The organism is Ralstonia sp. UNC404CL21Col (genome assembly GCF_000620465.1).
GTDB classification, from domain to species: Bacteria; Pseudomonadota; Gammaproteobacteria; order Burkholderiales; family Burkholderiaceae; genus Ralstonia; species Ralstonia flatus.
Genome location: NZ_JIBE01000003.1, coordinates 1,661,969 through 1,676,361, shown reverse-complemented (window position 1 = coordinate 1,676,361; position 14,393 = coordinate 1,661,969). Strand labels below are relative to the sequence as shown.

General features: G+C 65.4%; 10 protein-coding genes. 7 read left to right on the top strand and 3 right to left on the bottom strand.

The features are described from left to right. Positions 1–287 precede the first annotated feature (287 nt). Both N511_RS0107885 and N511_RS0107880 read left to right on the top strand, forming a co-directional pair. On the top strand, positions 288–2,072 hold the full coding sequence (locus N511_RS0107885; RefSeq protein ID WP_027678798.1) for an ABC transporter permease: 1,785 nt from the start codon (positions 288–290) through the stop codon (positions 2,070–2,072). A 150-nt stretch (positions 2,073–2,222) separates the two neighbouring features. Then, a complete protein-coding gene (locus tag N511_RS0107880; protein ID WP_027678797.1) occupies positions 2,223–3,596 on the top strand; it encodes an ABC transporter ATP-binding protein in 1,374 nt (457 codons plus the stop codon). A gap of 78 nt (positions 3,597–3,674) precedes the next feature. Here N511_RS0107880 and N511_RS23830 read toward each other — a convergent pair whose 3' ends face one another. Next, positions 3,675–7,166: an autotransporter outer membrane beta-barrel domain-containing protein gene (locus N511_RS23830; protein ID WP_051530841.1), complete on the bottom strand. Its 3,492-nt coding sequence runs from the start codon at positions 7,164–7,166 to the stop codon at positions 3,675–3,677. A 658-nt stretch (positions 7,167–7,824) separates the two neighbouring features. Here N511_RS23830 and N511_RS0107870 point away from each other — a divergent pair. The 5 genes from N511_RS0107870 to N511_RS25370 all read left to right on the top strand — a co-directional run bounded on the left by N511_RS0107870 (position 7,825) and on the right by N511_RS25370 (position 13,593). After that, on the top strand, positions 7,825–9,906 hold the full coding sequence (locus N511_RS0107870; protein ID WP_231479595.1) for a TonB-dependent receptor: 2,082 nt from the start codon (positions 7,825–7,827) through the stop codon (positions 9,904–9,906). Between the two features lie 74 nt (positions 9,907–9,980). Next, on the top strand, positions 9,981–11,036 hold the full coding sequence (locus N511_RS0107865; protein WP_027678795.1) for a dienelactone hydrolase family protein: 1,056 nt from the start codon (positions 9,981–9,983) through the stop codon (positions 11,034–11,036). A gap of 54 nt (positions 11,037–11,090) precedes the next feature. After that, on the top strand, positions 11,091–12,053 hold the full coding sequence (locus N511_RS0107860; protein WP_027678794.1) for a chromate resistance protein ChrB domain-containing protein: 963 nt from the start codon (positions 11,091–11,093) through the stop codon (positions 12,051–12,053). A 28-nt stretch (positions 12,054–12,081) separates the two neighbouring features. Further along, positions 12,082–13,254: a chromate transporter gene (locus tag N511_RS0107855; protein WP_027678793.1), complete on the top strand. Its 1,173-nt coding sequence runs from the start codon at positions 12,082–12,084 to the stop codon at positions 13,252–13,254. Between the two features lie 189 nt (positions 13,255–13,443). Then, a complete protein-coding gene (locus N511_RS25370; protein WP_037026366.1) occupies positions 13,444–13,593 on the top strand; it encodes a hypothetical protein in 150 nt (49 codons plus the stop codon). Between the two features lie 75 nt (positions 13,594–13,668). Here N511_RS25370 and N511_RS0107845 read toward each other — a convergent pair whose 3' ends face one another. Together N511_RS0107845 and N511_RS0107840 are read right to left on the bottom strand one after the other, a co-directional pair. After that, complete coding sequence (locus N511_RS0107845; protein WP_027678792.1) at positions 13,669–13,908, bottom strand: hypothetical protein; 240 nt, start codon at positions 13,906–13,908, stop codon at positions 13,669–13,671. A 132-nt stretch (positions 13,909–14,040) separates the two neighbouring features. Beyond that, positions 14,041–14,346: a hypothetical protein gene (locus tag N511_RS0107840; protein ID WP_027678791.1), complete on the bottom strand. Its 306-nt coding sequence runs from the start codon at positions 14,344–14,346 to the stop codon at positions 14,041–14,043. Positions 14,347–14,393 lie beyond the last annotated feature (47 nt).

Genomic DNA, 14,393 nt, shown 5'->3' with positions numbered 1-14,393 from the left:
GCGGGCCTCCGAAGCAAACGGCAGGTGATGTGTTGGGTAAAACATGACAAGCCGGCGCTGTCGCATCTCTGTCACATTTCTGGAATGTGACGTCGTCAGACTGACAACCGCGCGGCGGGCTCTGACGTTACGCAAGGTAAACTAGGCGGCTTGCCGCCGGGTGCCAAGCAACGCTTGCGCAAAGCACTGCGCCCAGCCCCGTAGTACGCCATGCCATGTATTGCGCCTCGGCCCCAGGCCTTGAGGCGCCCGAATTTCGTCCGCGGTTTCCGTCCCGGTTATCCAAGATGCAGCAGAACGACAACGAAACCACCATCCGGGGCCGCTTGGGTACCACCTTCGGTACCAACCTTGGCGTCAACTTCGGCAATCTGCTGACGGCGCCGCCCAACCGGTTTGACCTGGCCCTGCTGCCGATCATCCTGGCCGCCATCGTGCTCGTGGCCTACGCCGCCAAGCAGATGAACGTGCCCTACACGCCGGGCGAACATCTGGACGTCAGCCTCGACGTCATTGAACTGCCCTATTACCTGTTGCGGACCAGCATCCGCATGCTGCTGGCGCTGGGCGCGTCGCTGGCGTTCTCGTTTGCGTTTGCCGCCATTGCGTCCAAGAACCGCACGGCCGAAAAGGTGATGGTGCCGGCGCTCGACATCCTGCAATCGATTCCGGTGCTGGGTTTCCTGTCGATCACGGTTACGGGCTTCATCGCGCTGTTCCCGGGCAACCTCGTCGGCGTGGAATGCGCGGCCATCTTCGCCATCTTCACGTCACAGGCGTGGAACATGGCGTTCTCGTTGTACCAATCGTTCCGCACCATCCCGACCGACCTGGAAGAGGCGGCCACGGTGTTCCGCCTGTCGAAGTGGCAGCGCTTCTGGCGCCTGGAAGTGCCGTTCGCCATGCCGGGCCTGCTGTGGAACATGATGATGTCGATGTCGGGCGGCTGGTTCTTCGTGGTGGCGTCGGAGGCCATCTCGGTATCAGGCCACGACATCAAGCTGCCGGGCATCGGCTCGTACATTTCCCTGGCGATCCAGCAGCAAAACCTGCCCGCCATCGGCTGGGCCATCCTGGCCATGCTGATCGGCATCATCCTGTACGACCAACTGCTGTTCCGCCCGCTGATTGCCTGGGCAGACCGCTTCCGCTTCGACTCGATGTCGTCGGAGCGCGAGCCGCAATCGTGGCTGCTGGACTTGCTGCGCCGCTCCGAGTGGGTCAAGGCGCTGCTGGAGCGCACCGCCGCCCTGGCCGAACGCACGCTGTCCTGGGGGGCCGAGCGTACGCGGCCCACCGCCGCCCCCGGCAACGGATTCCTGCCGCGCTTCCCGTGGTCGCACCGCATCGCCGATGTCGTCATCATCCTGGCCGCGCTGATGGCGGTGGCGCACGTGCTGCAATTCGTACGCTCCGAGGTGGGCTGGGCCGAGGTCGGCCACGTCTTCTGGCTCGGCTTCCTGACCATGGTGCGCGTGATCCTGCTGATTGCGCTGGCGGCCCTCGTGTGGGTGCCGATCGGCATCCGCATCGGCCTGAACCCGAACGTGGCGCGCATCGCGCAGCCAGTGGCGCAGTTCCTCGCGGCGTTCCCGGCCAACCTGATGTTCCCGCTGGCGGTGATGCTCATCGCGCGCTTCGCGCTCAACCCTGAAATCTGGTTGAGCCCGCTGATGATTTTCGGCACGCAGTGGTACATCCTCTTCAACGTGATTGCCGGCGCGTCGGCCATCCCGACCGAACTCAAACTGGCCGCCCGCAACTTCGGCCTGCGCGGCTGGCTGCTGTGGAAGCGCTTCCTCATCCCCGCCGTGTTCCCCAACTTGCTGACCGGCCTGGTGACGGCCGCCGGCGGCTCGTGGAACGCCAGCATCGTGTCCGAATATGTGTCCTGGGGCGACCGCACGCTCGTGGCGACGGGCCTGGGCAGCTACATCGCCGAGATGACGGCCAAGGGCGACTTCCCGCGCATTGCACTCGGGATTGCCGTGATGAGCCTGTTCGTGGTCGGCTTCAACCGGCTGCTGTGGAACCGCCTCTACGACATAGCGCAAGAGCGCACCCGCCTGTAAGAACATGCTCATGATCCTACTGCGCACCCCGATCTTGACCCTGCGATGCTCGCCGTACTCATGTACGGCTGCGCGTCTCGGGCCAACCTCGGGGCGCTCGCTACGGATCTTGAGCATGTTCTAAGACGACTTATTTAGCTGAGAACACACATGGTTACCACCAGCACCCATAGCCAGAACGCTGAAAGCGTCATGGAGCTGCGCGGCGTCTCGAAGATCTTCCGCACCGCAGACCACACCGACCGTGCCGTGCTCGAAGGCGTGGACCTCAACCTGCGCCAGGGCGAGATCGTCGCCATGCTGGGCAAATCAGGCTCGGGCAAATCGACGTTGCTGCGCATCATGGCGGGCCTCGTGCGGGCCGATCGCGGCCAGGTGCTGTTTCGCGGCCGCGAGTACACCGGCCCCGTGCAGGGCATTGCGATGGTGTTCCAGTCGTTCGCGCTGTTTCCGTGGCTGACGGTGCAGCAGAACGTGGAGCTGGGCCTGGAAGCGCAAGGCGTGCCCAAGGCCGAGCGCGAAGAGCGCGCCGAACAGGCCATCGACCTGATCGGCCTGTCGGGCTTCAACAGCGCCCTGCCGCGCGAACTGTCGGGCGGCATGCGCCAGCGCGTGGGCATTGCGCGCGCGCTCGTCACCGAGCCTGACCTCCTGCTGATGGACGAAGCGTTCTCCGCGCTCGACGTGCTGACCGGCGAGAACCTGCGCGACGAAATGCTCGACCTGTGGGAAGACCGCCGCACCAACATCAAGAGCATCCTCATCGTTTCGCACAACATCGAAGAGGCGGTGATGATGGCGGACCGCATCGTGATCCTGTCGAGCGATCCGGGGCGCATCCGCGCCGAGGTGCGCGTGCCGTTCCCGCGCCCGCGCAACCGCGATTCCGCCGCCGTGCGCAACCTCATCGACGAGGTCTATGGGTTGATGACCTCGCCGCAGCGCGTGGGCGTGCATCTGGGCGTGGAGCCCGCCGCCGAGCAGCTTGCCTACCGCCTGCCCGACGCCGAGATCGGCCAGATGGAGGCCATTCTGGACTTGCTGGTCGAAGCGCCGTTCAACGGCCGCGCCGACCTGCCGCACCTGGCAGAAGAAGCCGGCGTGACCGACGACGACCTGCTGCCCGCGTGCGAAGCGCTGTCCCTGCTGCAACTGGCCACCATCGAGCGCGGTGACATCATCGTCACGCCGTTCGGCAAGACCTACATGGAAACCGAACCGCCCGAGCGCAAGGTGCTGTTCGGCCAGAAGCTGCTGGAGCGCGTGGCCCTGGCCGCGCACATCCGCGCCGAGCTGGAAGCCAACGAAGACGGCGAGATCCGCGAAGAGCACGTACTGCGCGAGCTGGAGGCGTACCTGAAGCCCGAAGAAGCCGAGCGCGTGCTCAAAATCGGCATCGAATGGGGCCGCTACGGTGAGGTGTATGAGTACGTCTACAACACCGGCATGCTGACCCTGCCCCGTGAAGAGCGCGAGGAACGCGAAGAGCGTGAGGCGCAGGAAGGTGGGGATCACGCGGCGTAAGCGCGCGAGGTCGATCATGAAAAAAGAGCCGCATGAAGCGGCTCTTTTTCTTTCACGCGCAGAAACAGCGATGTTCCATCACCATCCCCAACGCACCCCCGCCTTGCCATTCACCCCATGCAGGCGACGGTCCGCGCTGACCTGATAGCCAACGCTGGCATAGAACACGCCGTTCTTCGCCACCTGCGCCGTCAGGCCACCCGTCAACTCCAGCGTGGTGCTCGGCAGTTGCGCGGTGAACGGCACGAAGCCGCCGTCCGGCGACGACATCTGCGTGCCCGTCTGGCCGCGGAACTCGTGCCACACGTTGGCGCGCACCCACGCGGTGTGCTGACACTCCGGCGATTCGCCCCAGCGCTTGCTCACACGCACGCCCAGACGGCCGAGCATCGAGTTGACCGAGTTGAAGCGCACATCGGCGGCACCGTCGTTGGCATCGGCAAACGCGGCACGCTGATACACAAGCTGCGCCTGCGGCTCGACACGCCATTGCGGCGACAGTGCGATCGGGTAGCCCGCCTCCAGCGATGCGGCGTAACCGAGCGCGTGCGTCTTCAGACCGTTCACGCCATGCGGGGACGCATCAGCGTCGTAGCGCGTGCCCTGCACCACGCCATCCAGATACCAGCCCGACGGGCCGAAGTGCGTCCAGTACAGGCCGACCGTGTTGGCGTTGACGGTGTCTCGGCCGGCATCTGCGCCATCGGCGTGCGTGACATCTGCCGCGATGCGGCCAGTGGCGAAGTAGCCGCCGGCGTGGTCGTGGCTGCCGTCTTCGCGCTGGCGCTGGTAGACGTCGGCGCCGAACTGCACGCCGCCAAAGTCATAGCTGAACGCAGGGCCCTGGTTGCCGTAGACACCGTTGCCATCGGACATGCGGCTGCCCTTCTGGGCGATCACGCGTGCCCAGCCGGTGCGCAGCACGGGTGAGGTGCCTGCCGGTGCGGCGGCCTGGTTACTCTCCTCCCCCACGCGTTCGTGCAGCGTATCGAGCAGCGCGCGGCCGTAGAGCAGCGTCAGTTGCGGAATGGCGGTGTAGAGCGACACCTCCGGACGCAGCGCCGGCTGCGTAGTGCCTGTGCCCGTACCCGTGCCGGTTGTGCCGCCGCCGGTGCCCTGGGTTGAGGTTTGCAGGGTGCGCAGATACCAGCTGTCGGCGCTGGCGGAGCCACCGCGTTGCAGCGTGTACTCATACGGGCCGGCCACGACGCGGTTGGCGAGCGCAAAGGCATTGGCCTGCGTGGTTGCGCCGTTGATGGCGCTGACGACTTCAATGCCATCGCCCGTGGTTCGCGCGCCCGCGCCGCCGGCGTTGGTCACGCGCACCGCCGTATTGCCGCTGGCCGTGCCGCCCGAGATGACGAGCTTGTCGGTCGGCGAGTTGTCGGCGCCCAGCTTGGTGTTGATGGCCAGCACGCCACCGTTGCTGACATAGTTGCCGTTGACCACCAGCTTGTTGCCGACGCCCGCGCCACCGATCTGCACCGTACCGGCGTTGCTCAGCGCACCGTTGATCGTCAGGCTGCCGCTGCCCGTGTTGGCAAACGCGGCCAGCGCATCGGCCACGGCCACCGTGCCGTTGTTGGTGACAGCGCCGTTCACGGTGCCGTAGCCGCCCAGCGTGGCGTTGGCGGCAATCTGCACCGTGCTGCCGCCGGCCGCCATCGTGCGCAGGCTCTGCGGCCCGGTGGAGCCCGATACGCCGAGCGTTGCGCCGGCATGCGCCGCGTCGCCGATGGCGAGCGCCCCGCTGGCAACCACGGTATTGCCCTGGATGGCGTTGTTGGCGGTCAGCACGGTCGTGCCTGTACCGGCCTGCGTGATGCCGCCCGTGCCAGCGACGGTGCCGCCAAACGTGAACACGTCGGAACGGTTGAACACCAGCGTGCCGTTGTCCACGACATTGCCCGTGATCGAACCCGACGTGCCGCCGTTGCCGAGTTGCAGCGAGCCGGCCGAGATGGTCGTGCCGCCCGAATAGGTGTGATCGTTCGTCAAGACCGTTGTGCCGGTGCCGCTCTGGTTGACCGCGCCCGTGCCGGAGATCTGTCCGTCATACGTGTACGTATCGGAGCGATTGAAGGCGAGCGTGCCGTTATTCACGACATCGCCCGCGACGCTGCCCGACGCGCCACCATTGCCCAGCTGCAACGTGCCGGCGGCGATGGTGGTGCCGCCCTGGTACGTGTTGTCGCCCGCCAGCACCAGCGTGCCGCTGCCGGCCTTGGTCAGCGCGCCGGCACCTGAAATGCCCTGACTCACGGTCGACGTGAAGCCCTGCGTATCGATCGTGCCGTTGGCGTTGGTGATGCTGACCGCGCGCGTGCCGGCCACGTCCACGTTGCCGGTCAGTTGCAGCGTGCCGCCATTGAGCGTGAGTGCGCCCGCGGCGCCGCCCAATGCACTGTCCGCACCGATGGCGAGCGTGCCTTGCGTGATGGTCGTGCCCCCGCTGTACGTATTGCCGGCCGCCAGCGTGAGCGTGCCCGTGCCGGTTTTTTCCAGCGCACCTGCGCCGACGATCTGGCCCGCATAGCTGCCATCTACATCCTGCTGGAAGCGCACCAGGCCATTGTTCGTCACGGCCTTCGTCACGCTCAGTGCATCGCCTTGCAGCGTGCCGCCGGCGTCTACTTGCATCGTCCCGGTGTAGGCGCTGTTGTTGCCTTGCACGATCAGCGTGCCCTGCTGCACTTGCGCGTTGGTTACGCCCATGCTGGCGAGCGTTTTGGACAGCGTCCACGTGCCGCTGTCCTGCTTGCGCAGGGTCTGGAAGTTCGTGATGGTGCCCAGCGTTGCGCTGTCCGTGCCGTTCAGTGTGATGACGTTCGCGCCACCGCCGCCGCTGATGCTGCCGCTCACCGACGAGCCGGTGTACAGGTGCAGCGCATCGTTGCCGCCTGCAAAGATCAGATTGCCGACCACCTTGCCGCGGTTGGTGAAATCCACCGACCCGTTGCCCGATGCGCCCATCACGTTGCCGTTGGCCACGTCGGTCTGGATCGTGCCCGTGGCGTTGTTGACGACCGTGTTGCCGCCGGTGGTGTTCTGGAACCAGATGGCGGCCCCGTGCGCCGATTTGATCAGGCCGTTGTTGACGATGGTGTTGCCCGTGCCTTCCGGGTTGACGGCTTCCCCGCTGAGCTGTGTGCCGTTGGCCAGCACCTGGCCGCCCTGCTGCACCGTCAGCGTGCTGTTGTTGCGGAAGTCGATTGCGTTGCCGCCCGTGCCATAAAAGCCGGACGTCGACACCGCGTTTGCGCTGACGGTGGCGCCCGATTGCACCGTGATGTTGGCGTTGTCGCGCACGGCAATCGCACTGGTGTCGCCCACTGCGACCGTGCTGCCGGTCTGCACCGTCACCACGCGGTTGTCTTCCGCCGCCACGTTGCCGGCGCCGATGGTGGATGTAGTTGGATTGGGTGCCGCGCTATCGCAGACGGTGGTCTGCCCGGTGGTGGTGCAGTCTGCATGCGCGAGCGCCCCGAACAGGGCGAATGGCGAAGCAACAAGCGCAATGGAGACAAACTGAAGCCGCCCGCGGCGGCGCTGGAACAATGGCGTAGACATACGTTTGCGTCCGCGCGCACGCGTAAAGAAGCCGCTACGTCTGTCCCCCCGGACAGACGTAGCGCGATTTGCGCGGACTTCCCCTTCTTATCGTTGATGGTTTGTTGAAGTCCTACTTCCCCGGTGGGCCGATCGTCTCGCAGAGGTTGTCTCCGACCTTGCCACGTCTTTCTTGGTGGACATGCCAGACCAACTCATGACGGCGAGCATCAGCCCTGTCCGCACAACTTGACCCCACTGCATTGTTTTTGAAGTGTTGCGGACGGCGTGATTCTAGGAATGCGCATCCATAGCGATGTACAACGAATGTAAAAATCAACGGGATTTGAGGATGTGTTTGTTTTCAGCATCGCTAAGGCGCGGGTTTTTGTTTTCGTTCCTTAAAGAAGCCGGCGAAAACCCGCCACCCATCAGGGTTTACGACGAGTGGTCTTTCTCCACACCGGCAAAGCGAATTGAGAAACCGCCTTTATTGATGCCGCACCCAAACGCCAATCCCGCCGGTAAAGCTTTGCACTTCACGGGCGCCTGGTTTCTGCCTGCCCATCCTCCTAAGCCCCGCGCCCACCGACATGTGGTATGAGGCTTGCATAACACTTCGCAAACAACATCCGGGGCAAAAGGGGGCCGTGGTATGCAGGCGCGTTACGCGTGGTCGATGGGGGCACTGTGGGGCCTGTGCTGGACGTGGGGCCATTCAGGCATCGCTCATGCAGGCGGTCTTCAGCAGCCTGAATTTCAGCTTGAGGCCGTCACGGCCAGTGGTTCTGCAGGCGCCGCGTCCGCCACGGGCGAGGCCGCCAACCAAGGCTATGTGCCGCGCGCCCAGTTGGAGAATCGCCCCCTGCTGCGGCCGGGCGAATTGCTGGAGAGCGTGCCCGGCCTGATCGTCACGCAGCACCGCGGCGACGGCAAGGCCAACCAATACTTCCTGCGCGGCTTCAACCTCGACCACGGAACGGATCTCGCCACCACGGTGGCCGGCATGCCGGTCAATATGCGTACGCACGCGCACGGCCAGGGCTACACCGATCTGAACTTCGTCATCCCCGAACTGGTAGACGGCATTGCCTACAAGAAAGGCACCAGCTTTGCGGAAGAAGGCGACTTCTCCGCCGCCGGTGCGGTCCGCATGGACTACGTGAGCCATCTGCCGCAGGGCATCGCGCAGCTGGAGCTGGGAGAGCACAACTACCGGCGCGCCCTGCTGGCCAACTCCAGCACGGTCGGCCCCGGCACGCTGCTCTATGGCTTCGAATGGCTGGGCCAGAACGGCCCGTGGACCGTGCCTGAAGGCGTGCACAAGCTCAATGGCGTGCTGCGCTACACCGTGCCGTTGGGCGGCGGCGAGCGCGTCAGCGTGACGGGCATGGCCTACAAGAACGCGTGGCAATCCACCGACCAGGTGCCGTTGCGCGCCATCAACGAAGGGCTGATCCCGCGCTTTGGCGCAATCGACCCGAGCGATGGCGGCACGGCGTCCCGCTACAGCCTCTCGGCCGACTGGCTGCGGCCGCTTGCCGATGGCGTGTTCAAGGCCAACGCCTACGTCATCAAGAGCCGGCTGCAGCTGTTCTCCAACTTTACGTACGCGCTCAACAACCCCGAGCAAGGCGACCAGTTCGAGCAGTTCGAGAACCGCGTCACCACCGGCGTGAATGCATCGCGCACGTGGCTGGGCAGCGTTGCCGGGCGTGAGAGCGAAACGGAAGTCGGATCGCAGACGCGCTTTGACCGGCTGGACCCGATCCGCCTGACCAACACGCAGGCGCGGCAACCGTACGCGCTGGTACGCAGCGACACCGTGAACGAAACCAGCACCGCGCTCTACGTGCGCAACAGCACGCAGTGGCTGCCGTGGCTGCGCACCATCGCCGGTGTGCGGGCCGATCAGTTTTGGTACAGCGTTGCCAGCAGCAACCCGCTCAACTCGGGCAATGGATCGGACCACATCGTGAGCCCCAAGCTCAGCGTCGTGCTGTCGCCCACGGCGCGTACCGATGTGTTCATGAACTGGGGCCGGGGCTATCACAGCAATGACGTGCGCGGCGCGACCACCACCGTTGATCCGGTGAGCGCAGACCCGGTGCAGAAGGTGTCGGTGCTCGTCCCCGCCACCGGCTACGAGGTCGGCGTGCGCACGCGGGCGCTTGCCCCCAACCTGCAGCTTTCCGCATCGTTGTGGCGATTGGACATCGGCTCTGAACTTGTCTTCTCGGGCGACACCGGCACCACCGAGCCCAGCCGCCCGAGCCGCCGCACGGGCGTGGAACTCGCGGCCTACTACACGCCGCTGCCCGAACTGATTCTGGATGCGGATGCGGCCTTCTCGCGCGCGCGCTTTCGCGACAGCAACCCGGCAGGCGACACCATCCCCGAGGCCATCCAGACCACCGCATCGGCCGGCGTGTCGTGGGTGCACGACCGCTGGATGCTTGGCGCACGGCTGCGCTACTTCGGCCCGCGCCCACTCGTTGAAGACAACAGCGTGCGATCGGCATCGTCGTTCCTGGTCAACCTCAAGCTGGGCTACCGGCTGCAGAAGAACGTGCGCGTGTTCGTCGAGGTGCTCAATGTGCTCAACAAGCAAGTGAACGACATCGACTACTACTACGCATCCCTGCTCAAGGGCGAGGCGTCACCGCTGGATGCCAATGGCGTGGCAACGGGCATCAATGACCGCCACATTCATCCCGCCGAGCCACGCACCGTGCGCGCCGGTGTGGTGTGGAATTTCTAGATCGACAAAGATGGCTGCGCCTGCCGTCTCCCCGCGGCACAATCAGCGCTTCAACTTCACCGCCAGGAATCCTCATGAGAAGGCGTTCGACCGTCGGCTTGTTGCGTCACCTGTTCCTTGTTGCTACCGCCGTTGCCGCCGTGGCGCTGGCACTGCCTGCATCGGCGCAGCAAATCTTCAGCGATCTCTCGGCACAACCGAGCGGCCGCATTCACTTCAACAGCGCCACGCCCAAGAGCAAATGGGAGCTGGTGCATCGCAAGTTCGACAAGACGCCCACGCCCATCTGGGGCACGCTGTATCTGCCCGAGAACCTGCAGGGCCGGGTGCCGGCGATGGTGATTTCGCATGGCTCCGCGGGGCCGCAGCAGAAAGACGTCGACCGGTGGGTGCGGCTCTTCAACCAGATGGGCATGGCCGCGTTCGTGGTGGATTCGTATGGCCCGCGCGGCATTGCCAACACGATGGACAACCAATCGCAGCTCAACCCCGCCGCCAACGACGCCGATGCGCTGTTCGCGCTCAAGCTGCTGAGCACCGACCCGCGCATCGACCCGAAGCGCATCGGGCAGATCGGTTTTTCGCGGGGCGGCGGTGTGGCACTGGACATGACGCTCGACGCGTTCCGCAAAGGCGTCATCGATGACGACACGCGGTTTGCTGCACTCATCGGCTTCTACCCCGGGTGCTCGGCGCTCTGGTGGGAGATCCCGCCGCCGCCGCTGTCCGGCGCCCCGCTGATGCTCGCGCTGGGCGAGAAGGACGACTACACGCCCGCGCAGCTCTGCCGCAACGCGGCGGAGGTCATGCAGCGTGACGGCCAGACCGTCGACGTGCATGTCTACCCCGGCGCGTATCACGACTTCGACAGCACGCGTGCGTACTTCAAGTACTTTCCGGGTGCCACCACGGCGCGCGATTGCCCGCAGACCATGATCGACGTGCAGCACGATGCGTACTACCGGCTGCAGAGCGGCGAGAAATACCCCAACCTGCAGGCCATGGAGGCCGACTACAAGCGCTGCACCGTGCGGGGCGTTTCTACGGGCGCCAACCTGCAGCAAGCTGAGCGCGCCGAGGCGGACGTCAGAGCGTTCCTGACGAAAGCCATGAACCTCCCGCCGCGCTGATGTAGGAACCTCTACAAGATTGCAGCGGTTATGACGTGCGCCTATGCTGCCGTCATGACCGCCTCCCCCGATTCCTGGCTGCTGCTGATCGTCAGCCTGCCCACCGCCCGCGCCACCGCGCGCATGCGCATCTGGCGCGCCATCAAGGCGATCGGCTGTGCGGCGCTGCGCGATGGCGTCTACCTGCTGCCTGCGCGCGCCGAGCATGCCGCCCAGCTCAACGACCTGGCTGACGAGACATTGCAGGAAGACGGCCAGGCCTGGGTGCTGCGCGTGCAGGCCGGCGACGCGGCGGAAGACGCGGCCTACCGCGCCCTGTTCGATCGGTCACCCGACTACGCCGAGTGGCTGGCCGAGCTGTCCGAAGCGCGCAAGACGCTGCCCGACCTGCCCGCCGCCGAGCGCAACCGGCTGCTGCGCCGCCATGCCCGCGCCTACGAGGCCATCCGCAAGATCGACTTCTTCTCCAATGAAGCGACCGTGCGTGCCGATGCGCAATGGCGCGACTTTGCCGCGGCGGTCGAAGCCACACACTCGCCGGGCGAACCGCGCGCCGCCGCGGGCAGCATCCCCCGCCGTGACCGCACCCAATACCAGGGCCGCCTGTGGGCCACCCGCCGGCACCTGTGGGTGGACCGTGTTGCCAGCGCCTGGCTCATCCACCGCTTCATCGATCCGCACGCCCGCTTCCTGTGGCTCGACAGCCCGGCCGATTGCCCCGCCGATGCGCTTGGCTTCGACTTTGACGGTGCCGCCTTCACGCATGTTGGCGAACGGGTTTCGTTCGAGGTGCTCGTCGCCAGCTTTGGGCTCGACGACGATGCCGGCCTCGCGCGCCTGGGCGCCATGGTGCATGCGCTCGATGTGGGCGGCGCGGCCACGCCGGAGGCCGGCGGGTTCGAAGCCATCCTGGCAGGCGCCCGCAAGCGCGTGGCGGACGACGATGCCCTGCTCGCAGAGATCGGCAGCGTCCTCGATTCGTTGTATGTGCATTTTTCCGGCAGCCGCAAGCCGTGACGGCTGTCACCCCACCGCAGGTAACCCCATGAACATTGCCCTTGAACGCCCCACCTACACGCTCCGGCAACTGCTCCTGTATTTCCTCCGGCTCGGCGCACTCGGATTTGGTGGCCCCGTGGCGCTGGCCGGCTACATGCGCCGCGACCTGGTCGATGCCCGCCAGTGGATTACCGAAGCCGACTACAAGGAAGGCCTCGCGCTGGCCCAGCTCGCACCGGGGCCGCTGGCCGCGCAACTGGCCATCTACCTCGGCTACGTGCACTACCGCATCGTCGGGGCCACGCTCGTCGGCATTGCATTCGTGCTGCCGTCGTTCCTGATGGTGGTGGCGCTGGGGTGGGCCTATACGCGCTTTGGCGGCCTGACGTGGATGCAGTCGGTGTTCTACGGCGTGGGCGCGGCGGTCATCGGCATCATCGCCATCAGCGCGCACAAGCTCACCACCAAGAGCGTCGGCAAAGACAAGCTGTTGTGGGCCATCTACCTGCTGCTGGCCGCCGTGACGGTCATCACCGAATCGGAGGTCGCGTGGCTGTTCCTGGCGGCGGGCGTGCTGGTGTGGTTCTGGCGCGCACCGCCCCGGTGGCTGCGCCAGGGCCGCACGAACGCCATCGCGGCTGCCCCGGTCGCGGCCGCCAGCGGCATGCTGGGCACGCTCGACTGGCCGCTGCTTTCGCAGCTTGGTGCGTTTTTCGCCAAGGCCGGCGCATTCGTCTTCGGCTCGGGCCTGGCCATCGTGCCGTTCCTCTACGGCGGCGTGGTCACGGAGCACCACTGGCTCAATGAAAAACAGTTCGTCGACGCGGTGGCCGTGGCAATGATCACGCCCGGCCCGGTGGTCATCACCGTCGGTTTTATCGGCTACCTGGTGGCTGGCCTGCCCGGTGCGTGCGTGGCCGCGCTCGGCACGTTCCTGCCGTGCTACCTCTTCACCATCCTGCCGGCGCCGTACTTCAAGAAATACGGCAAGCTGCCCTCCATCCTCGCGTTTGTGGACGGCGTGACGGCGGCCGCCGTGGGCGCCATCACCGGCGCGGTCATCGTGCTGGCCAAGCGCTCCATCGTCGATGTCCCGACGGCGCTGCTGGCCGTGGCGACGGTGCTGCTGCTCGTGAAGTTCAAGAAGCTGCCCGAACCGGTGATCGTGGCGGGGGCCGCGTTGCTTGGTCTGGTGCTGTATCCGTTGCTGCATCGGTAACACCGCACGAACAGGCGCGACCCTTTGCGCCTGTCAGACATTGGGCACACCCGCAAACGTTGTACCCAGCGCGAGACTGCCGCGCGAGCCGCGGCCCGCGTTACGATTGGTTGCCAGATGCCTGCCTTGATGGCGCGGCGGTCCATGTTTAACCAAGGAGATGGGGCGAAGCCCGCCCCTCACAACACAATGAAGAACATCATCCTCATCCTGTCTTTGGGTGCATCGCTGCTGGGCGGTTGCGTCTACGTGCCGGTCGATGGCCCCGTCGCGCATCCGCAAGGCGGCCCGGGCAACGGCTTCTGCCCGCCGGGGCAGGCGAAGAAGGGCAATTGCTGAGCCGTTGACCTCAGCGCTCGCGCAACAAAAAAGCCGGTCTCCGTGACCGGCTTTTTCTTTGCTGCTGAGCAGCGCTTACTTGCCCTTGCCCGCGTGCTTGTGCTGCGTGGATTTGCCATGCTGATGCGCACGGTCTGCCGCGCGGGCCTTGCCCTTATCGCGGTCGAGACTGTCGTGCCCGTTGGTGTTGGCCATGCCCTGGCTGCTCATATGCGCAGCAGAACCGCCGCCCGCATTGCTCTTGGCTTGCGCAGTCAGCGAGATGGCGCACAGCGCAGCCATCGCAGCCGCCATCATCCATTGTGCTCGGGTCATTTACGTCTTCCTCCTGGTTTTTGGTTCTACGGATTCTAGGCAGACGCAGATGAGAATGTGCGTTTCAGTGCAACCAATCGTAACCACGACCACAGGGCACAAAACGACGGAAGAAGCCGGCCAGACGAAACCTCAGTTCCACTTGGCACCAATCTCCGCCAACCCCGCCTTCTGCAGATCTTCCGCGCTCATGACGATGCGGAACTCGCAGTCTGCGTTGAACTGCAGGAACCACGGCTCGGCCAACGCTGGAATGTGCGAGGCCGATTCCACATTCACGATGAGCACCGCGCCGCGATGGCCGCTCTGCTCGGTGAAGTAGACCGCCTCCGGCTTGCTTTCGGCCAGCACGCGCGGGATCCGCTCGGCGATGGAGCCGTCGCGCACATAGGTGTTGAAGGGTTCGTGCGGAATCCGCACGTTGACGAGCATGCGCATGATCTGCCTCCTGGGTGATGGCCAGGGCAAGCGCCGCGACAACACCA